The organism is Bifidobacterium sp. UTBIF-68, from assembly GCF_006408855.1.
Classification (GTDB): Bacteria; Actinomycetota; Actinomycetes; order Actinomycetales; family Bifidobacteriaceae; genus Bifidobacterium; species Bifidobacterium reuteri.
This window is the reverse complement of sequence record NZ_JFAN01000023.1, coordinates 49188-69801: the sequence shown is the minus strand read 5'-3', so window position 1 is coordinate 69801 and position 20614 is coordinate 49188. Positions and strand designations below refer to the sequence as shown.

Sequence of the window (20614 nt, the reverse complement as noted above, 5' to 3'; positions counted from 1 at the left end):
GTGCGAGTGGTCCAAATTTGGGATTGTTCAGTCTCCTTAGTGCTGAATAGCACCAAATCGAACCGGTTTAAGGTTACCATACCACGCGTATGACCGATGGTCAAACGTTGTCATAAAAGGCGTGTCCACCACTCCTTCCTCGCCGTCAAACACCAGAGTGAAATACTGGAAATACTGATTTCTCGGCATTCCCAACGCAGATTAGCACGCATGATAACGTTGTCTTATCGACTGTTCAGCTCGTGGTCGACGCCGTCCGCGTTTATTGTTGTGTCATAGACGTATCTCGCTGCAAAGGAGACCGGCATGGGAACCAACATCAAAGACGTGGCCAACAAGGCCGGCGTTTCCGTCTCCACGGTCTCCCGTGCGTTCACCCGGCCGGAGCTCGTGTCGAAAGCGACACGAGCCAAGGTGCTGGCCATCGCCGAGGAGCTGAACTTCTCGATCTCCCGCTCAGCCATGGTGCTCAAGTCCGGGCGCGCGCTGCGCGTGGCCCTGCTGATGAGCGATCACATCCGCCTATGGTTCAGCGCTTCGATTATCGAAGGACTGAACCAAGTGTTCCATGCGAACGGCTACGACCTGTCGATTTTCCAGATCTCCAGCATTGAGGAGCGCCGCGAGTTCTTCGACATGCTGCCGATACGCCGCAACGCCGACGCCGTGATCGTCGCTTCGTTCGACATCGATACCGACGAGATCAGCCAGTTGGTCACTGTCGGTGTGCCAATCGTCGGCATCAATTGCGTGATGCCGAACACCGGTTTCAACGCTGCGGTCAACATCGACGACGATCAGGGGTCGAAGCTGCTCGCCCGGCACCTTATCGGGCTGGGGCATCGGCGCATCGCGTACGTCCGCACCGATCGTGCCGTGACGCTGCACTTCAGCGTGCAGCAGCGATACGAATCGTTCGCGCAGATATGCGAACAATCCGGTATCGACCTGACCACCATCGTCATCGCGGACGGCGACGACCGCATCAGCCGGGCGACCACCGAGCTGCTCTCGATGGATCGCATGCCGACCGCCATCGCATGCCAAGAAGACGGTATCGCGATTCCGCTCATGTTCCAGCTGGCGCGCACTGGTCTTCGTGTGCCGTTCGACGTGTCCATGGTCGGATACGACGACAGCTTCTACGCCAATGAGGTCGGGCTGACGACCGTGCGGCAGGATCCGATCGCGATGGCGACAAGCGCGGCGCTCAAAGCCCTTGATCTCATCGAGACAGGGAAGACGGCCAAGCCGTTTGAGGTCTTTCCCGCGCAGCTGCTGGTGCGGTCCAGCACGACCGAGGCGAAGGGCTGACGACCAGACACCATCGTAAAAACGGGGTTCCGATATGGTATCGAAACCCCGTTCGTTGATGTTGCGTGGTCATGGGCTGACAGCCGACTGGGGCGATGCTGCTGACGGCGGACGCTGGGTGAACCGTTGAGCGCTCATGACACTGTTGAGTTATGTTGTATTGAGTTGTGCGATTTATGTTGTGCTAGTGTCCTGCGTCGGAAATTCGTTGACGAGTAACTACCCCTCAGTCCCGCTTTGCGGGCCAGCTCCCCTGACAAGGGGAGCCGACGATATAATCAACGAACTTCTGACGCGGCATGCTGGTCGGTTATTGCGCTGGAGTCGGACTCAGGACGCGTGCGCGGCCGAGTACTCCTTGGCCCAGCCGTCCACGAACGCGGTCTTGACCGCATCCCAGCTCTGGGTGCCCTGTGCGTACTCGAGGAGCGCGTTGCCGAGATCGTTCTTCCACTGCTCGGACGGCATCATGGTGAAGTTCCAGCTGACCTGCGTCTTGCCGGACTTCTGATCGGCGACGGCGGCCGCAACCAGCGGATTGTCGGTCTTGACGTCATCGAAGGTCTTGAACGGGGTGGTGAAGCCCATCTCGGTGCTCAGCGCCTCCTTGCCGGTGTCGGAAGTGATGACCCACTTGAGGAACTCGGCGGTGGCCTTCTGGTCGGCCTCGGAGGCCTTGGAGTTGATGCACCAGTAGTTCTCGGAACCGGTGGTGAGTCCTTCGTCCTGCTCGTCCGGGCCGCCGATGTAGATCGGCATCATGCCCACCTGCTCGGCGGTCATGCCGGCGTTCTGCAGATCGGTCCATGCCCAGGTGCCATTCTGGTAGAAGGCGGCCTCGCCGAGTGCGAACTCGGAGTTCGCGTCATCGCCGGTCTTGGAGCTCAGCTGAGACGGCTCGGTGGTGGAGTCCGTGATGTACAGGTCGAAGATGTTCTTGTAGTTCTCCAGGTAGGTACCCTTGATGGTGGCCGGCTGCTCGGTGACGTTGTCTTCCTTGAACTCGTAGTAGAGCGGCAGGTTGGCCAGGTGGGTCTTGAATCGCCAGTCGGAGCTGGAATCGAAGCCGGCGGACGTGAACGCGCCCTTGATGCCGAGCTCATCCTTGCGGGCCTGCATGTCGTCGGCGACGGCCTTGAGCGTCTTGAAGGAGTCGATATCGTCGATAGACTTGGCCTTCGCGCCGGACAGGCCGAAGTACTTGTTGAGGATGTCCTTGTTGTAGATCAGGCCGTAGGTCTCCATGACGTACGGCACGCCGACGACCTTGTCGCCGTCCTTGAGTGCGACATCCGGGTTCTGCAGCTGCTTGTAGACCTCGGTGTCGGACATGTCCGCCGTGTAGTCCTTCCAGTTGGCGTAGCCGACCGGCCGTTGACCTGGAACAGGGTGGGGGCGTTGGACTTGGCCATCTCCGACTTGAGCTGCTGCTCGTAGGTGTTGGATGCCGCGGTCTCCACCGTGACTTCTACGCCGGTTTCGTCGGTGTAGGCCTGTGCCAGGTCCTTCCACTGATCGGCGGCTTCCGGCTTGAAGTTCAGGTAGTAGACCTTGCCGTTGTCTCCGCCCTCGGCGTTGGAGTTGGTGTCGCTGCCGCACGCGGCCATGCTGATGGACATGGCTGCCACGGCGAATATCGCTGCTGCGGATTTGATTGTACGATTCATCTTCGAACCTTTCCCTAAATGCTGCCGGTCCCATCTTCGTTGAGTCGGCGCCATCGGCACCGTTGCTTCCGGCGACAGAATCTATTATGCACTGTTTCCCAGAAGAATGCAAACGAGTGCAATCCATCTCTCGGCAGAACAGCTAATCCCGGATAGACAAAGTAATCAAAACCGCACATTTTTACCGCTGTTTTCGCCGTTTTACAGACTGCAAGCGATTGCAATAAACGTTTGCAACTGTGTCATTCTTCTCGCGCGATTACGTCACTCCCCGCGTGTCGCGGGCGTAGTTTGGCCGAGAACTGAACCAGTCGTTTCGAAAATCCTCCGTGATTCTTCCGTAGACTTCCGCATCCTTCGCGCCAACGCAATGAGGCGGGCGAAGAGCATGGAATCTGCTCCTCGCCCGCCTCGTCTCATTGCGCTCGTCACCGCGGCCAGCGGTACTCGCGATCCGGCAGCGTGGGGAATGCGGCATGCGGCTCGCGCTGATACCAGTACGCGACCGATGCCACGTCGTCCTGCCGCTCGAAGAAGCCGCGATGGCCCACGCCGATTTGCTGCACGGTCACGCGCAGATCGGAGCGGAAACGGATTGGATCGGGGATGTGCCAGCGATAGAAGCCGCGCATCGGCGGGCAGTCGTCGTTGTGATAATCGTTGTGCACCAGTTCATCGTGCGCGGAGTAATACGGATACCCCATGTACGGCGTGCAGTAGTTCTGCTCCACGGTCTTCCCGTTCACCTGCTTGGCGAAGCTCCACGAGCCGCCGAAGTAGTCCTCGGTACCGGTGCCGCAGATCGTCGGGTATTCGCGGTCGCCGTCGATATAGAACTTGAACTCGCCTTCGCCCCACCAGTACCGTTCGAGCGTGGTCAGCGCCAGATAGGTACCCACATACTGCCCCGAGCCGCGTACGCCATCGAGCACCACATAATCATTGCCCAGCTCGGTCAGCCGCTGGCGACGCCACTGCGCATGGAAGTAGGCGGTATCGGGTGGCAGCGGATCGTCGTACAGGCTGTAGTCGATCTGATAGAAGAACGCGCCGATTGTGTTCGCATGCTGATTCTCGAGCGTCACCCGCGCGTGCCTGGCGAACGGCATCGGGAAGAACATGTTGAACCCGCGGTTGGGCACCACGGCCACCGGTTCGGAGTTGACGAGGCATGCGCGGCCGAATCCGCAGCAGAAGAAATCGCCGAGCGGGCACTCCACGCTCGGCTCGCTTTCGTCATCCCAGTAGAACCGCAGCACCAGATCACGCAGCACGAAACAGTCGGCGTCCGTGGTCTTTTCGTCGACGGTGATCCAGATATGACGGATGCAGCCGGGGCCGTCGATGTCGGCCAATGTGACCGTTTCGCCGCTGGGAATGTTGCGCAGGCAGGGGCTGCCCTTGCGCGACGGGCCCAGTTCGCTGGCGGCGATGCCGCCGCGGCCGGGCTCCCCGGTCGGATTCTCCGCGTTGATCGCGCGGCTGGACTCACGTCGCAGGGTCATCAATGAGCCAAGGTCGGCAATCATCGTCAATCTATTCCTTCCATTACACGAACCATTACGCGAACGGTTCCGCCGCCGTGCATGACGCACGACGACGGAACCGCACTGTGTTGTGGGCAGCTATGACGATTGCAGCGATGTCAACTGCTTTGTCCGTGGCTGCCGGTTATCGCATTCGTTGCTTATGCGCGCGCATCACTTGTGCACCGGCGGCAGCATGCCGAAGTTGGACTCGTAGTCGTTCCATGCGCTGGTCCAATCGTCGAGATACGCCTTCTTGACGCCGTTCCAGTCGCCGGTGCCCTGGGCGTATTCGAGCAGTGCGTTGGCCACGCCGTCGGCCCATGCCTGACCGGGGATGTAGGCGCCGTGGATCGGTGTCAGACCATCGGATTCCAGCTTGAGCGCGGACTTGGTGAGCGGGTTGTCCGGCTGGAAGTCTTCGCTGTCGAACGTGGTGAACGGCACGGCGAAGCCCATGTCCTTGGCGAGGATTTTCTTGGCGTCGTCATTGGTGACCATCCACTTGATGAAGTCGAGCGTCGCCTTCTTGTCCTTCTCGGATGCGTTCTTGTTCACGGACCAGGAGATGTCGTAGATGGAGTTCGCCGCATACTTGCTTTCGTTCGGGAAGCCCATGTAGTACGGCAGCATGGCGAGGTCCTCGTCGGCCACGTCGTTGTCCTTGATCTGCGAGTAGGCCCACACGCCGTTCGGGTAGAACGCCACGCGACCGGTGGAGAACTCGGCGGTGGAATCCTCGTAGTTGACCGAGCCGAGCATGGTGTTCTCGGTCGGGTTGTCCTTCATCTCGAGATCCCACAGGGCCTTGTAGTTGTCGAGGTAGGTGCCCTTGAGCTCCTTCTCGAAGTCCACGCCCTCATCGATGTACTCGTAGGCGACCGGGACCTGGGTCATGTGCGACGCGTAACGGTAGTAGTTGGAGGCGTCGAGGCCGGGGTGGAGAAGGCGCCGTCGAGGCCGAGGTCGTCCTTGTGCTGCTGGATGCTGTCGGCGACCTTCTTGAGTGTGGCGAAATCCTTGATGTCATCGAAGGACTTGATGACCGAGTAGCTCTTCTTGGCGTACTCGTTGATGATCTTCTTGTTGGCGATGATGCCGAACCATTCGGCGGCGTACGGCAGGCCGTACACGTCGTCGCCGTCCTTGTGGGCCATCTGCTTGCCCTGCTCGTTGAGCAGCTTGTAGGCTTCGGAGTCCTGCAGCGGCTCGAGGTAGTTCTTGTACTTGGCGTACTGGTCGAAGCCGCCGATACCGAACATGGTCGGGGCGTTGTTCTTGGCCAGCTCGGACGACAGCGTGGATTCGTAGCTGCCGGAAGTGGCGGACTGGATGTCGACCTGCACGCCGGTTTCCTGGGTGTACATGTCGGCAAGTTCGTTCCACTGGTCGACGACTTCCGGCTTGTTGTTCAGGAAGTAGACATGGCCTGCGTCGCTGTTCGTGCTTGAGCCGCATGCGGCCAGTCCCAGCGTCAACGCTGCGGCGCTGATCAGGGCAATTCCTTTGGACAGCTTATTCATGGATTCCCTTTCTTCATCTGCGGCCACGGAGCCGCCTCGCACTTGTGGTTGTACGGGGTGCCGGACTGCATGCGTCACCGTTGGTGCAGCCGGTTTTGCTGTAGCGCATTTCGTTATGCGTTGGAGTGGATTATTGGTCCGGCTCAGGTGTTGCCTCGTTGCGTAAGCATGCAGTCGAACCGGTTCGATTTATAGGATATCGAACCGGTTCGCTATCGTCAATCGGGCGTGTTCCAGCGTGTCGCTACGTAGCCGGGGGTGAGTCACGAAAGGGATGGCGCCGCGGCTGTGGTGGCGCGCGGGATTAGTGTGGCCCTCACCGTGGTGACGGTTTCGCTCAACGGCTCACCTCGCATGAGGGCGAGCAGTTGCCGTGCGGCCAGTCGCGCCATGTGCTGCGGGTCCTGATGCAACGTGGTCAGTCCGGCGACTACGGCGGTCGGATGGTCGTCGAATCCGATGATCGACAGGTCTTCGGGGATGCGTATGCCGAGCTGCCGCAGATGCCGCATGATGGCGACCGCCGCTTCGTCGGTTTCGACGCAGAGCGCGGTCGGCCGCTGCTCGCTGCTGGCGATCCGGCCGGCCATGACGGCCATGGCCTCGCCTTCGCTCATGGCATCCATATCCCTGGATGATGCGAACACGACCGGTTCGGCGTCAGGAATGCATTCGCGCATCGTATCAAGGAAGAAATCTTTGCGCAGATACGAGCTGGCGGGGAACGGTGCCGGTTTCGGATGTGCGACGTATCCGATGCGGCGATGGCCGAGTTGGCGCAGGAACCGTACGGCGTCGCGCATGGCGCGTTTGTTGTCGAGCATCACGGATGCGGGCAGGCGGGAAGCGCTCCGTGCGTCGAGGGCGACCGCGGGGATATGCATGCTGGAAAGCAGCGCCGATTCGCTGTCGTCCAGCGAGAATGACGGAAGGATGAACCCGTCCATATTGCGCCCGTTGCTGGGAAGATCGGTGAAGAATCCGTGCAGTTGCTCCAGGTCGCAGGCCCGTACGGGCACAAGATCGTAACCTTCGGGTTCCAGTGTCTCGAGCACGCCTTCGATGCAGCTCGCGTTGAACCATGACGCAATCGTGCAGCCGAACAGCATGACGACGCGCATGGTCTTGCCGGATGCCAGCGATGATGCGCTGCTGGACAGCGTGAAATCGAGGCGACGGGCGGCGTCCAGCACGAGTTGCCGGGTGGCCGGGCGGACGCTATTCATGCCGCGCAATGCGCGCGATACCGTGGCGTCGGAGACTCCTGCGGCTATGGCCACGTCGTGGATTGTCGCCATGGTGCTTCCCTCCATTGCCTGACGGTTCAAGCGTATACGGTTTGTGCGATGCCTGGTTTCACGGCGAACACTGCGACGTGCGCCCGTACACATCAATAGCATATATGCATGCGCTTACATTCTGTTGTACCACGATGTACACGTTGTTAGCGGTCACAGTTTGATTGTGTTTGCAATGGTTTGCCAATGTTCTGTGTTGTGCGCATGTGATGTGACGCGCAATCTGCAGGCGGCGGTTGACGGTGTTCAATGTAAGCGCTATCATTTTGCTGTGTCAGTCGATGCGCGGTTAATGCAGCCGGCATCCGATCCGGCAGCGCGGCCGCAAGGTCGTACACGGATATGTGCATGGAGGTACGTATCGCATGAGCAAGGAGAGCCATTACAGGGAGGTAATGATGGCGGGAAGAACGTGGAACACCATCGCCAAGGCAATCGGCTTGGTATCAGTGGCGGCGCTCAGCTTCGGGGCGCTGGCTGCATGCGGGAACACGACCGCGGTCGATAGCAGCAAAGGGCGCGTGTACTACCTGAACAAGAAGGCGGAAGAGCAGGAGAAATGGGAGGCCCTGGCGCAGGCGTTCCAGGACGAGACCGGCATCGAGACCCAGATTCAGCTTTCGGCCACCGACTACGACCAGACGCTGCGTTCCGAAATGGCCAAGGACGAGGCGCCGACCATGTTCCAGGCCGACGGCCCGAGCTTCATGTACAGCTGGCTCGATTATGCCGCCGATATGAGCGACTCCAAGATCTACGGCGAGCTGACCGACAACTACAAGGACCGCACGCTCAAGAACGCCGACGGCAAGCCGGTCGGCATCCCGTACGCGGTGGAAAGCTACGGCATCATCTACAACAAGTCGCTGCTCAAGAAGTATTTCGACGCATCGTGGTCATCGGTCAAGTCCATCGACGATCTCAACAATTTCAAGGCGCTCAAGACCGTCGCTGATGAGATCCAGGAGCACAAGGACGACATGGGCGTCAAGGGCGCGTTCACGTCGGCCGGCATGGATACCTCGTCGGGCTTCCGTTACAACTTCCATCTGCCTTCTGTTCCGCTGTTCTACGAGTACCGTGATGACGGTGTCGATATGAACTCCGTGCCGGAGACCGTCAAGGGCACGTATGTCGACTACATGAAGAACATCTACGACCTGTACATCACCGATGCGACGGTGCCCGCAAGCGCAATCTCCGGCAAGACCATGGATGATGCCACCTCAGAGTTCGCGCTTGGCGAGGCAGTGTTCTTCCAGGATGGCGTATGGATTTACACCAACTTGCAGGATCAGGGATTCCCGGATGAGGACCTCGGCGTGCTGCCGATCTACATGGGTGTCGACGGTGAGGAAAAGCAGGGTCTCAACCAGGTGATCTCCAACTACTGGTGCGTCAATTCCAAGGCTTCCCAGAAGGATCAGGAGGCGACCCAGCAGTTCCTGGAGTGGCTCGTCACCTCCGATACTGCACGTGAATCCATCTCGCAGGACATGGGTCTGGTCACGCCGTTCAAGACCTTCGACGAGGAGGCGTACACCGTCAAGAACCCGCTGGTCGAAGCCAACCATGAGTACCAGAAGAACGGCTACTACGACGTCATCAGTGTCTCCACCGTGTCTCACCAGTGGGAGCAGAGCCTCGGCTCCGCAGAGCTCAACTACGCTCAGGGGCAGGGCGACTGGGATGCGGTGAAGAAGGTCTTCACCGATGACTGGGCCAAGGAATACAAGCTCGCCTTCGCCAAGTAGACGAAGTAAACGACAGGCGATTCGAGGGGTCGCAGCGTGAGGGGCGTCCGGTTCATAGTGCCGGGCGCCCCTCACGCGTTGTTGTGTTGTTGCGAACTGGCTCAGCGCGGCTCGCCGGGCAGCATATGGCCATTTGGCTTCGCTGAGCGGGCCGCTGGGTGGCTCAGGTGATGGAGGCCGGGCAGCATGTGGCCGTTTGGCTTCGCTGAGCGGCTCGGGCGAAGGGAAAAGGCCAGTACGTGTCATGGTGGCTTCGCTGAGCAGGCCCTCAGTGAAGTCGCTGGACGAGAACTGGCCGTCTGACTTCACTGAGCGTCCGACAGCGACGTCAGATGGCCACATATTGGCCTTTCCACTTCGCATGCAACGCCCCAGCGAAGCAGGCGGGCCACGCACTGGCCCGCTCGCGTCGCACGCGACATTCTGGAGACGCCCGAGGGGCACGCACTGGCCCGCTCGCGTCATACTTGACGTACAGCGAAGCCAAGATGGTCAGCCAATGGCCTGCCCGCGTTACTCGCATTGCCCACTCGCTCGCATCGCATCGTCGGCCGGCACCGGAAGCTCGTTGACGGGATTCCGGTCTGCGCCCACGAGGCGCGCTCGACAACATTTTCGGCGCTATTGGTGGTTCATACACTTTTCCAGCCGTGCATGTGCTGAGACGGTTGGTGCAGAGACAGCTGAGGGGAGCCCCCATACGGGACTCCCCTCGACTCCCCTCATAGAGACGCTGCATATGATCGCTGCTGCAAGTCAGCGATCATGCAGCCGGTATTGGTCGGCTGCGAGGCGTCATGCAAGGTGGCTGCGCATGAACCACTGGAACTTCTCGAGCTGCTGGACGTGATCCTGAATGACGTTGGAGCTGATGACGTCCAGCTCGTCCAGCTCGGCGATGGCCTTGCGGTCGTCGGCGATGAAGGCGTCGTAGTACTCGATCAGCGCCTTGAGGTACGCCTCGGTGCCGGCGCGGCCTTCGACGTCGAACGGCTTCCACGTGCGATTGCGCGTAATAGCGTCGGCGCGGCCGTCAGGTGTGCCGCCCAGCGTGGCGATACGCTCGGCGGTCTCATCCGCCTGGGCCAGCACGGATTCGACCTCAGGGTCGAGCATCTCGTGCACGGCGATGAAGTTCGGTCCGGTCACATTCCAGTGTGCATGCTTCAGGACCAGCGCGGCCTCCTGCTCCTGGCTCAGACGGTTCTGCAGAATGGCGATGGCCTTCTCGCTGGCCGCCTCATCGAGGCCCGGCACCACAAATGCAAGTGTCATGATGTTCCTTCCTTTCATCTTCAGGGAACGTCCCTCCCAGTCTACGTGCCTCGTCCGACGGCTGGCCGCGCTGCGGAAGGCCGCCAACTGGTCATCGGGTCTTTGATCGGGAAGATGGCGGGTTCGGCGTGTCGCCAATGATGGTGCGCCTTATTGGCATTTGCGCTCAGTTGAGAGCTGTTGAGCAAACTGCATTCCACCGTTAAAGGAGAGAGAGGACTCTGCAGTTCATTCATGTTCCGTGGAATCGTTGGGAAACGAGATTCATAGGCAGAATGACATGTACAGGGGCAGGAAGCGACGTATGCCATCCCGGCTCATCTGGCGGGGGTGCAGTACGTATTCTTCGCCGGCTCGTTGTGCGAATTTCGCGTGGAACTTGTCCAAGGACACTGTGGAATAGCGTTTGCCGGATTTGACCTCTACAGGGCTGACTCTGGGTTTCATGGCTGCGTCCGGGTAAGGCCGGATGATCAGGAAGTCAATCTCCATGCGTTCCTCGCGGATGCTCGAGGACTTTGAGTAGAAATACAGGTCGTGTCCAGAGGCGGTGAGCTGCTGAGCGACGGCGTTTTCCGCGAGCATGCCCTCGTTCACGCCGTCCGCCCCCAGCAGCACTTGCCGGTACACTTCCGGCAAGGCGGAGCCTGAGGCGGAGAATGCCATGGTAGACAACAGTCCGGTGTCAGCCATGTAGCATTTCACCGTTGCGTCGTCGGCGCTGAGCGCCAGACCAATTGACGGGTCCTCGGCGAGGGTGCATAGGTTGACCGTCGCCGCTTCGCGCATCCAAGAGAAGGCCGTCATGAAATCACGCGATCTCGAGCCGTTCTCGACTTGCGTGTACACCAAGCGCTTCTCGTGCTTCGACAGCTGACCGGGAATTGCGTCGAACACTGCTCGGATTCGTTTAGCCGCCATGCCGCCGTATTTCTCGATATCCTCGCGGTAGATCTTGAGGACCATGCGCTTGGCCCTGTCGGCGGCCGCCATGTCCCTATTCGGGGCGTAGGCCGCGACCGACTGTGGCATGCCTCCCACCAGCACGTATTCGCGCCATAGGCGCGACGCCTTGCGGTGCAGCGAGTCCGGCAAGGGGCTCCCCGATGCAAACGAGTTCGTGATCATCTGAGCCAGCGCCTCTTCGCCCATGGCCCACAGAAACTCCTCGAAATCCAGAGGACCCATCTTCATGGACTCTTCCTCGGAGGGAATCAGTATGTCCTTTACGTTTTCGTTAAGGGAGATTAGGGATCCCGTCTCGATGAAGTCGTACCGGCCGTCGGCGACCAAGTGCTTGATGAACTCGCGGGCTGGCGGGAACAGCTGCACTTCGTCGAAGATGACTAGCGACTTACGTTCGGTCAGGGTCACACCCAACGTAGCACTTAGGTACAGGAAGAAGGAGTCGAGATCCCCCCTCGTGTCGAGCAGCATCCGGCGGAACTCGTCTCCCACCTTGGTGAAGTCCACGAGGGCGTACGAATTGTATTCATTGCGCGCGAACTCCTCGGCAATGGTGGATTTGCCCACGCGGCGGGCCCCCTCGATCAACATGGCGGTGCGGCCTCCGCTTGACCGCTTCCATTCGACCAACTGGTCGTAAGCCTTGCGTCGAAACATCGCACCTCCCCTATGATTGCACATTTCTAAGGGTTAAGTATAGTACGAGATTGCACGATTCTGAGGTTTCGCGTGGTGCCTAGATTGCACGTTTCTAAGGTTTCACCTATTGCCCAGATTGCACGTTTCTAAGGGTTAACGGGATTTCCGTTGGGAACACTCGCTGGCCGGCTCGTCCTGCAATTATGGACGCGCTACGCGTGGCATCCTGTTGGCTCGCCTGTCGGCTCGCACGTTGTCTACAAACAGCTCCGCTGTTTGCTTCACGGCAACGTCCTGTCAGGGAGCCGTAATCAACGAATTAATGACGCGGGATACTGGGAAGAAGCCTAGGCGGCGGTGGCGCCGGAACCCGTCGCGGCATCCGACTGCGGGGACGCATCGGCGGCGCCGGCCTTGCGGACCTCGATGGTCTCGATACGGCGGCCGTCCACCTTGGTGACCACCATGTCGTACCCGCCATCGTCGGAATGCAGCACATCACCCACGGTACCCATCTTGCCGGTGTGTGCGAGGAAGTAGCCGGCCACGGTCTCGTACGGGCCATCCTCCAGCTCGATGCCGGTCAGGTCGGCGAAGTCCTCGATCGTCATGCTGGCCTCGATGGTGGCCACGCCGTTGACGAACGCCGTGCGGGTCGTGCGCTCGCCGCCCTTTTCGGTGGGCAGATCGTACTCGTCGCGGATATCGCCCACCAATTCCTCGGTCATATCCTCCAGCGTCACGATGCCATCAGTGCCGCCGTACTCATCGATAACCACAGCCAGATGGATGCCGCGTTTGCGCAGCAGTTCCAGCGACGGCAGCAGTTTGGAGGTGCCGGGCAGCGAAATGCCCTCGCGCACCACATCGCGCACGGTCTTCGCCTTCGGGTCGCGCACGTCCAGCAGATCGCGCACATGTACGAAGCCGATCACATCGTCGAAATCCTTGCCGGTCACCGGATAGCGGGAGTACGGCTGGTCGCGCACGAACGCGGCCGCGTCGGCGAGCGGCTGGTCGGCCTCGATGAACACCACGTCGGCGCGCGGGCGCATCACCTCGGCCACGATGGTTTCGGACGCATCGAACACATCGTCGAGAATCGTGCGTTCGTCCTTGGAGAGGTTCGTATTGGAGCTGACCAGCACGCGCAGCTCGTCGTCGGACACCTCGGATTCGGTCTGCTGAGGGTCGAAACCGAGCACGCGCACGATACCGTTCGTGTTCTTGCCGATGAGCCAGATGATCGGACGGCAGATTGTGGCGAACGCGTCGATGGCGGGTACCACGGCGCGCGCAATCTGCTCGGTGCGCTGCATCGCGATGCGCTTGGGCACCATCTCCGAAATCACGATGGAGCAGTAGGAGATGATCAGCGTGAGCACGATGTTCACCAAACCGCCGGCGATGCCGGTCGGCACACCCCAGCCTTCCACCACGGGAATCAGATATGGGGATATCGAGGAGGCGCCGAACGAGGCGGACAGGAAGCCGCACAGCGTCACGCCGATCTGCACTGTGGAGAGGAAGGTATTCGGATCGCGCGCGATTTTCGCGACTTTCGCGCCGCGCGCATCCTCCTGCTCCATCTGCTCGATCTGCGAACCGCGCAGCGAGACCAGCGCAAGCTCGGTGCCGGAGAACACCGAGCCGAGGAGCAGGAAGATAAAGATCAGGAGCACATTCAAACCAAGTGACATACGCCCAACTCTAGGGGAGCGGGGAGTCAAATACGGGGTTTGCCGGCTCGGCAGGGTTTGCTGGCTGCGCGGGGTTTGCTGGCTGCGCTGTCTATGTGAGGCGTGATGCGCGTTGGCGTGTGTGACGGTGTGAGATGGTACGCAATCGTGTTACATGGTATAATTTCATGTAATTTAGTGCGTAATCATGTAATACGGTACGCAATCGTGGCAGATGGTACGTGTTGTGGGCAGGAGTATGGTCGTGGCAATCAATCCCTTCAAACCAACCGCCGGTAAAATGCCGCCGATTCTTATTGGCAGGCAGTCCATTATCGAGGATTTTTCCGAGGCGTTGACCAACGGAGTAGGGGCTCCTGGGCGCATTATGCTGGTCACCGGGCAGCGCGGCTTTGGAAAGACGGTTATGCTCACCGAATTTCGGCGTATCGCCAAAGCGCAGCATTGGGAAGTCATTGGAGAGACGGCGTCCGCGGGGCTGGTCACGAGACTCATAGCGGCATTATCGCCTTCGGGATTGCGCCTGGATCAGGCCAACATCAGTCCTTCCATTGGAATTTCCGGCATTGCCACGGCAAGTCTCGGGCAAGCGCACTTTTCTGCGGAATCCAATCCACTGACGTTGCGCAACGCGTTGAATAAGCAGTTGGGCAGTAAGAAGCTCGGTAAGGGGAAGGGTATTCTCATCACCATCGATGAGACGCAAGCGGCCTCGCATGATGATCTGGTCGCTATTGCCACCGCAGTGCAGCACGTCATTACGGATGCAGATGAAAGCGATACCCCTGATGCGGATAAGAAGGGCGTCGCCATCGTATTCGCCGGCTTGCCGTATATGATCAATGATTTGCTGGATAACGAGGTAACCACTTTTTTGCGCCGTGCGCTACGCCGCGAGTTGGATAATGTGCCGCTTCCAGACGTCAAGAATGCGTTCTTGGAGACGGTTGCGGATTCTGGTAAGACCATCAGCGAGGAAGACGCGCTGGAGGCCGCTCGCCGGTCCGAAGGATATCCGTATATGGTGCAGCTCATCGGCTATTACATGTGGCAATCCGCGCAGCGTCGAGGCTCGAATGTCATTACCGCGGACGACGTGTCGACCGGTGTTTCCGATGCGTTGCTCGCCTTCGATGATGCCGTGTGCGCTCCGGCGCTGGACGGCATCACTGGCGCGGAGCGGCTGTTCCTTATGGCGATGGCCAAAGATTCGCCAAACACCACGCAGGTCGGCGATATCACGGATCGTACGCGCAGAAGCCGCAGCTGGGTGAGCAAATACCGAGCGATTCTCATCAAGGACAAACTTATTCGCCCGGCGGGTCATGGGCAGCTGGAATTTGCGGTGCCGCATTTGGGGCAGTATTTGCAGTCGTTGTAGCTCCACATGAATACAGGGAGCCGGCTCGGCTTACCGAGCCGAGCCGGCAGTTTGGTATGTGACGGACGAAGCCGGGTAGGCCGAACCGTTCCCCAAGTTAGCTCTAAGAGCCTCAGAAGCTCAGCACCTCGACGCGGCCGGTGTCGAGCTGGTAGCGCGCGCCCACGATCATGAGCTGTTCGGAGGCCAACGCCTGCCGGATAATCTCGGAGCGCTCCACCAGCATCTCGATGGTGTGGGCCACATGCACGCGCTCGATGTCGTCCAGGCAATCCGCCTCGGCCTGACGCGCCTGCCACACGGAGATGCCGGCCTGACGCAGCACGATGGAATCGGACTGGGCCAGTCGCTCGTCCAGACTGTCCATCAGATCAGCGGTCTCCAGCGAATCATCCGCCTCGGCGGTGATGGCGTGGATCAGGTCGTTCAGTTCGCGCTCCGCCATCTGCAATGCGCCGCAACGGCCGTGGCCGAGCACGCACAGCAGGCTCACATGGAGCTTTTTGACCGCGTATTCGAGGGATGCGATGACCGCGTCGTCGATCATCTGACCGGCGGTGCGCACGGTGAACAGGTCGCCGAGGCCTTGGTCGAAGATGATCTCCGGGGGTACGCGCGAATCCGCGCAGGCGAGCACGGCGGCGTCCGGCTTCTGGCCGTCGGTGAGCATGTTGCGCGTTTCCTTGTCCTGCCACGGGTGCTCGGCCTTGCCCTCAGCGAAACGCTTATTGCCTTGGAGCATGCGGCTCCAGGTGGCGTTCGCGGTGGACTCGTGCATGCTGCTGGGGAAGGGGGAGGGTGAAGTCTGTGATTCTTCTGATGATTCCTGAGATCCTTGAGCGAACTGCCCGAAGTCTGCTGCCGACATTGATGCCATGAAACCTCCATGCTTGGGCTTGCTGTTAGCTTCATCATAGTTGGCGATATCGGCAGAAAAGGTGACGAGGTTGTGCCGGGCTGGCCGGTGAAGCGGGGGAGGGCTCGTTGGCGGTCTGGTTGGCAAGGGCCGTTCTGGTGGGCGAGTGCCTGTCTGTCTGTGGTTCGGTTGGCGGCTGCCTGTCCGTCGTGTCGTGGTCGGTTGGCGGCTGTCCGGTGACGCAGGGGTGTGCATGGATGGATATGGATGACGGATATGGACATGTTCGGCTGTGAGAATGCTCATAAGGATTATTCGAGCGTGTGCCGCCGCGGCACATTACGATGGAATCGGTAATGCTTTGCGCAGGTTCCGGCCGTATGGCCGGGGCGGAAAGGCGATTGCGGCGGCGGATTGTTCCGTCGGCGCCATCCGCCGTCCGACTTGCCTGGTGCAAGGCGAATGGCAATGCCACAGTCGAAAGGACCTGTAATGACGCTGCTGCAGCATGAACTCACTGACTTCAAGGTGAACGCCTTCCAGAACAACGAATTCCACGAGGTGACCAAGGAAGATGTGCTGGGCCACTGGTCCCTGTTCTTCTTCTACCCCGCCGACTTCACCTTCGTGTGCCCGACCGAGCTCGAGGACCTCGCCGCGAACTACGACAAGTTCAAGGAGATCGGCTGCGAGGTGTACTCCGTGTCCACCGACACCCACTTCGTACACAAGGCCTGGCATGACGCCAACGAGAAGATCGCCAAGATCCAGTACCCGATGCTCGCCGACCCGACCGCCGTGCTGGCCAAGGACCTCGACACCTACAACGAGGCCGACGGCATGGCCGAGCGTGGCGACTTCATCGTGAACCCTGAGGGCAAGGTCGTGGCCTATGAGGTCATCTCCTCCAACGTCGGCCGCAACGCCGAAGAGCTGCTGCGCCGCGTGCAGGCCTCCCAGTTCGTCTACGCGCACGGCGACCAGGTCTGCCCCGCCAACTGGACCCCGGGCGAAGAGACCATCGAGCCCAGCCTCGACCTCGTCGGCCAGCTGTGACAAACAGCCCTGTGGGCTGTTTGTAGCAGCGAGCAGCGGTAGCGTTGCGAGCGTCGCAGGGAACGCAAACAGCCGCAATCTCGGCCCCCTCTGACGAGGGGGCTCCCGGCGGAGCCGGGTGGGGGAGAGAAACAGGACGTGAATCTTTCCGGCTGTCTCTCCCCCAGTCCGCTGCGCGATCGCGGACGCGCTACGCGCGCAGCCTGCTGGCTCGCCTGTCGGCTCGCACGTTGCCTACAAACAGCTCTGCTGTTTGCTTCACGGCAACGTCTCGTCAGAGGGGCCTATCATATAAGGAGCTTTTCATGACCGAAACCCAGGACAATCTCTATGACGTCGTCGTCATCGGTGGCGGCCCGGCCGGCCTGACTGCGGGCCTGTACCTCGCCCGCGCCCGCTACCGTGTGCTCATCCTCGAAAAGGACGATTTCGGCGGGCAGATCACCATTACCAACGAAGTCGTGAACTATCCGGGCGTCGGCCGCACCACCGGCCGCGCGCTCACCCAGACCATGCGCCAGCAGGCGCAGGACTTCGGAGCGGAATTCCTCTCCGCCGAGGCCACCGGACTGGACGTCGACGGCGATATCAAGACCGTGCACACGTCGCGCGGCGACCTGAAGACCTTCGGCATCCTCATCGCCACCGGAGCCTCCCCGCGCAAGCTCGGCTTCGAGGGCGAGGCGGAGTACGCCGGCCGCGGCGTGGCCTACTGCGCCACCTGCGACGGCGAGTTCTTCACCGGCAAGGAGGTGCTCGTGGTCGGCGGCGGATTCGCGGCTGCCGAGGAATCCGTGTTCCTCACCAAGTACGCGTCCAAGGTCACCGTGCTCGTTCGCGAACCCGACTTCACCTGCGACGCCGCTGTTGCCGCCGAAGCCAAGAACAATCCGAAGATCGACGTGCGCTACAACGTGGAGCTCAAGGGTGTCACCGCAGGTCAGGGCGGTCTGCGCGAGGCGACCATTCTTGACCGCGCCACGGGCGAAACCGAGACCTGGAAGCCCGCCGATGGCGGTACGTTCGGCGTGTTCGTGTTCGCCGGATACGTGCCCGCTACCCAGCTTGTGCGCGGCGTGGTCGAGCTCGACGACCACGGCTACGTAGTCACCCATGACTATCTGGAGACCTCCGTGCCGGGCGTGTACGCGGCCGGCGACCTGCGCGTCAAGAACCTGCGTCAGGTGGTCACCGCCACCGCCGATGGCGCGATCGCGGCCGTCGAGCTGGAGCGATACGCCAAGTCCATGAGCGAGAAGACCGGCCTGGTGCCGCCGCGCCCCACCGCCTCCGCATACGAGCAGGCCGAAGCCTCGGCCGCCGCGTCCGGTGCTGCAGCGGCCCCCGGCACCTCGCCGGCCCCTGCGCCCGCCAAGCGCAGTGCTGATGCCGCTGCCGCCGCCGCGCAGACGGCGAAGAAGCCCGGCGAGCTGTTCTCCGCCGCCATCAAGCAGCAGCTGGGCGTGGTCTTCGGGCGTATGACCCGCCCGGTCACGCTGGTCCTTGAGCTGGATGACACTCCGCTTTCCTCGGAATTGCAAGGATTCGTGGGGGAGATGGTGGCTTTGTCCGGCGATAAGCTGAACTCGGTGTCTGTGGATGCCGCGGGGCTTATTACTGCGGTGGATGGCGCATCGGCGCCGGCCGGTCTGGTGGTCGGCGAACCGTTGGAGGTCGTGCTGCCGGGTGCCGACTCTGAGACGGGTGCTGGCTCTGCAGCGGGCGCCGGCGATGGTAGCGCCACTGCGTCGCTGCCGCTGTACGGTTCATTGGACGACTCCGGCCGCGCCACGTTCGACCCGGCCGGCGTGCTGCCGCTGGCCCGCCCGGCCGTGCGTCTGTGCGTCGCCGATGCGGAAACGTCGAATCGTCTGACCTTCACCGGCCTCGCCTTCCACGGTGTGCCGTCCGGCCATGAGTTCAACTCGTTCGTGCTGGGCCTGTACAATGCGGCCGGCCCCGGCCAGCCGCTCGGCGACGATCTCAAGGCCCGTGCGGCAGAGATCACGGAGCCGACCGACATCATGATCCTCGTGTCGCTGACCTGCACGATGTGCCCAGAGACCGTACTGTCCGCCCAGCGCATCGCCTCCCTGAACCCGCTGGTGCGTGCCGAAGCCTACGACGTCTCGCACTTCCCGGAGCTCAAGGACCAGTACGGTGCGATGAGCGTGCCCTGCATCGTCATCAACCGCGGCTCCGGTGCCGGCGCTGAGGGCGAAGGTGGCGAGACCGAGCAGACGGTCGAGCAGAAAGTCGAGTTCGGCAAGAAGAGCATCCCCCAGATGCTCGAGCTCGTCGGTGCTTGACGGATCCATAACTTCAGCAGCAACGATTCTGCCATGGCCAGGGCGGGATTGGCGTAATAGCGCCAGCCCAAGCCGGCCATGGCAGAATCGTTGCTGGTTGAGGAGCCGCACGTTACCGAGCGCTGCTCATGCGGATATAGGCTGCATGTTCTCTCAAGTATTGCCTGAGATAGGGGATTGCGAAATCCACCTTTCCGTAACCGGCGTCCCTGATGACTTGAGCATCAATCAATCTTGTCCGGTAGATGTTGGCATAGTTGACGTCTTTGCCCATACGCTCGGCGACCACCGAAGTCGATGAGGGGCCATTATCTTGGGCCATGGCCAGCAGATAAGTCTTGTCGATGGGAGACAGGCCGTCCAGTTCGGGACCATGCACAGCGTCGCCGAGCCGGTTTAAAGCATTGGCGATACCTTGGGCGGCGTCCTTCTCGGAGACGATAATGCCGCTGTCGCTTGTGCGATCTTCGTTCTGGTGCCGCCGATAGGTTATGCGCCAAATATGATAGCCGACCAATTGAATCATAAACGGATAGCCTTCAGTAGCGTCCGCTGCCATGTCGAGGGCTTCCCCATCAATGGTGATGCCGGAATCGTGGAACGTGTCTTCAAAGGCGTCTTTGACATCCTGCAATGGAATATCGCCCAACTGTTCCGCTTGGGCGCGGCGCAGGAACGTCAATACTTCGTCGTTGAGCCATTTGGACGCGATGGTGGGCAAACCGGCGAAGATGAACGCAACGTCACGTTCCTCGCGAATCAGATGCTGTACAGCGGTGGCTATGGCGACCATGTCAGCACGCTCTGCAGCTTGAGCTTCGTCAATGGTGACAAGGAGCCCAGCATGCTTGCGCTCAAGCGAGTCCAATTTGCGGCTCAGTGCCTCCCGAAGCGTTAGCGGCATCTGCTGTGACGAGATATTGGCTTCGCCAAGGTTCAGACTGCCCATCCCGGTGACCGATAGTGATGGCTTAAGCGAGACATTGAATGCCGTGTTGGATGGGGACAAGCGGTCGAGCAGCCGCTGCGCAAGACCATTGGAGGCCGTTTCGTCGATTACTTCCCATTTTCGGTTTTTGGCTATGCGGCCAAATTCCGTTAGTATCACGGTTTTGCCGACTCCTCGCGCTCCGGTTACACGCATCAGGCGTCCAGGTGCACCGGGCCCGTCATCAAGTCCTTCCTCGAAGTCATTGATGATGTTGTCGCGACCGATGAGTAGTGGCGGCATACGGCCAGCTGTGGGTTTGAAAGGGTTACTGTGCCGTTGCCTAGTCATGGATACCTCCACTGTATTGTGTCACAAGGCAGAAAATATAAAGATTATAAAACATTATAAAAGATTATAAA

General features: G+C 60.4%; 14 protein-coding genes and 1 pseudogene. 5 read left to right on the top strand and 10 right to left on the bottom strand.

All coding sequences use genetic code 11. The features are described from left to right. Positions 1-306 precede the first annotated feature (306 nt). Positions 307-1314 (top strand): LacI family DNA-binding transcriptional regulator, encoded by a 1008-nt coding sequence (locus tag BW14_RS07480; RefSeq protein ID WP_140463482.1) that lies wholly within the window; start codon positions 307-309, stop codon positions 1312-1314. A gap of 330 nt (positions 1315-1644) precedes the next feature. On the opposite strand, the pseudogene BW14_RS07475 reads toward BW14_RS07480, so the two are convergent. From BW14_RS07475 to BW14_RS07460, 5 genes and pseudogenes are all read right to left on the bottom strand, one after another. After that, positions 1645-3035 (bottom strand): annotated as a pseudogene (locus BW14_RS07475) (ABC transporter substrate-binding protein). 374 nt (positions 3036-3409) lie between these two features. Next, on the bottom strand, positions 3410-4510 hold the full coding sequence (locus BW14_RS07470; RefSeq protein ID WP_140463486.1) for a glycoside hydrolase family 172 protein: 1101 nt from the start codon (positions 4508-4510) through the stop codon (positions 3410-3412). A gap of 171 nt (positions 4511-4681) precedes the next feature. Beyond that, positions 4682-5404: an extracellular solute-binding protein gene (locus BW14_RS12305; RefSeq protein WP_258185258.1), complete on the bottom strand. Its 723-nt coding sequence runs from the start codon at positions 5402-5404 to the stop codon at positions 4682-4684. After that, on the bottom strand, positions 5401-6030 hold the full coding sequence (locus BW14_RS12300; protein ID WP_258185259.1) for an extracellular solute-binding protein: 630 nt from the start codon (positions 6028-6030) through the stop codon (positions 5401-5403). The genes BW14_RS12305 and BW14_RS12300 overlap by 4 nt, the downstream gene beginning before the upstream one ends. A 263-nt stretch (positions 6031-6293) precedes the next feature. Further along, on the bottom strand, positions 6294-7328 hold the full coding sequence (locus tag BW14_RS07460; RefSeq protein ID WP_140489921.1) for a LacI family DNA-binding transcriptional regulator: 1035 nt from the start codon (positions 7326-7328) through the stop codon (positions 6294-6296). Between the two features lie 365 nt (positions 7329-7693). Between BW14_RS07460 and BW14_RS07455 the strand changes: the two genes are divergently transcribed. Further along, the gene (locus BW14_RS07455) at positions 7694-9082 is read left to right on the top strand and encodes an ABC transporter substrate-binding protein (protein ID WP_140489919.1); all 1389 of its coding nucleotides are present in this window, start codon (positions 7694-7696) and stop codon (positions 9080-9082) included. Positions 9083-9877: 795 nt separating this feature from the next. Here the strand turns inward: BW14_RS07455 and BW14_RS07450 are convergent. The 3 genes from BW14_RS07450 to BW14_RS07440 all read right to left on the bottom strand — a co-directional run bounded on the left by BW14_RS07450 (position 9878) and on the right by BW14_RS07440 (position 13662). Continuing rightward, the gene (locus BW14_RS07450) at positions 9878-10357 is read right to left on the bottom strand and encodes a Dps family protein (protein ID WP_044089218.1); all 480 of its coding nucleotides are present in this window, start codon (positions 10355-10357) and stop codon (positions 9878-9880) included. Positions 10358-10621: 264 nt separating this feature from the next. After that, positions 10622-11980: an ATP-binding protein gene (locus BW14_RS07445; protein ID WP_140489916.1), complete on the bottom strand. Its 1359-nt coding sequence runs from the start codon at positions 11978-11980 to the stop codon at positions 10622-10624. Positions 11981-12309: 329 nt separating this feature from the next. Further along, positions 12310-13662, bottom strand: coding sequence for a hemolysin family protein (locus BW14_RS07440; RefSeq protein WP_140489914.1), 1353 nt, complete (start codon positions 13660-13662; stop codon positions 12310-12312). 244 nt (positions 13663-13906) lie between these two features. Here BW14_RS07440 and BW14_RS07435 point away from each other — a divergent pair, with 244 nt between their 5' ends. Further along, a complete protein-coding gene (locus tag BW14_RS07435) occupies positions 13907-15043 on the top strand; it encodes an ATP-binding protein (protein ID WP_140489912.1) in 1137 nt (378 codons plus the stop codon). A 112-nt stretch (positions 15044-15155) separates the two neighbouring features. Here the strand turns inward: BW14_RS07435 and BW14_RS07430 are convergent, their stop codons facing one another. Next, positions 15156-15821, bottom strand: a complete 666-nt coding sequence (locus BW14_RS07430; protein WP_044089212.1) for a carbonic anhydrase — start codon at positions 15819-15821, stop codon at positions 15156-15158. A 570-nt stretch (positions 15822-16391) separates the two neighbouring features. On the opposite strand from BW14_RS07430, the gene ahpC reads away from it, so the two are divergent. Together ahpC and BW14_RS07420 are read left to right on the top strand one after the other, a co-directional pair. Further along, complete coding sequence (gene ahpC / locus BW14_RS07425) at positions 16392-16955, top strand: alkyl hydroperoxide reductase subunit C (protein ID WP_044089211.1); 564 nt, start codon at positions 16392-16394, stop codon at positions 16953-16955. Positions 16956-17260: 305 nt separating this feature from the next. Further along, on the top strand, positions 17261-19264 hold the full coding sequence (locus tag BW14_RS07420; protein ID WP_044089210.1) for an FAD-dependent oxidoreductase: 2004 nt from the start codon (positions 17261-17263) through the stop codon (positions 19262-19264). 112 nt (positions 19265-19376) lie between these two features. Here BW14_RS07420 and BW14_RS07415 read toward each other — a convergent pair whose 3' ends face one another. Next, positions 19377-20495, bottom strand: a complete 1119-nt coding sequence (locus BW14_RS07415) for an ATP-binding protein (protein WP_241451189.1) — start codon at positions 20493-20495, stop codon at positions 19377-19379. Positions 20496-20614 lie beyond the last annotated feature (119 nt).

Bases quoted from the DNA above. Each gene is read 5' to 3' on its own strand.
- BW14_RS07440 (WP_140489914.1), bottom strand. From the start codon at position 13,662: ATGTCACTTGGTTTGAATGTGCTCCTGATCTTTATCTTCCTGCTCCTC.
- BW14_RS07460 (WP_140489921.1), bottom strand. From the start codon at position 7,328: ATGGCGACAATCCACGACGTGGCCATAGCCGCAGGAGTCTCCGACGCC.
- ahpC (WP_044089211.1), top strand. From the start codon at position 16,392: ATGACGCTGCTGCAGCATGAACTCACTGACTTCAAGGTGAACGCCTTC.
- BW14_RS12305 (WP_258185258.1), bottom strand. From the start codon at position 5,404: ATGACCCAGGTCCCGGTCGCCTACGAGTACATCGATGAGGGCGTGGAC.
- BW14_RS07455 (WP_140489919.1), top strand. From the start codon at position 7,694: ATGAGCAAGGAGAGCCATTACAGGGAGGTAATGATGGCGGGAAGAACG.
- BW14_RS07420 (WP_044089210.1), top strand. From the start codon at position 17,261: ATGACCGAAACCCAGGACAATCTCTATGACGTCGTCGTCATCGGTGGC.
- BW14_RS07480 (WP_140463482.1), top strand. From the start codon at position 307: ATGGGAACCAACATCAAAGACGTGGCCAACAAGGCCGGCGTTTCCGTC.
- BW14_RS12300 (WP_258185259.1), bottom strand. From the start codon at position 6,030: ATGAATAAGCTGTCCAAAGGAATTGCCCTGATCAGCGCCGCAGCGTTG.
- BW14_RS07445 (WP_140489916.1), bottom strand. From the start codon at position 11,980: ATGTTTCGACGCAAGGCTTACGACCAGTTGGTCGAATGGAAGCGGTCA.
- BW14_RS07415 (WP_241451189.1), bottom strand. From the start codon at position 20,495: ATGCCGCCACTACTCATCGGTCGCGACAACATCATCAATGACTTCGAG.
- BW14_RS07470 (WP_140463486.1), bottom strand. From the start codon at position 4,510: ATGATTGCCGACCTTGGCTCATTGATGACCCTGCGACGTGAGTCCAGC.
- BW14_RS07450 (WP_044089218.1), bottom strand. From the start codon at position 10,357: ATGACACTTGCATTTGTGGTGCCGGGCCTCGATGAGGCGGCCAGCGAG.
- BW14_RS07430 (WP_044089212.1), bottom strand. From the start codon at position 15,821: ATGCACGAGTCCACCGCGAACGCCACCTGGAGCCGCATGCTCCAAGGC.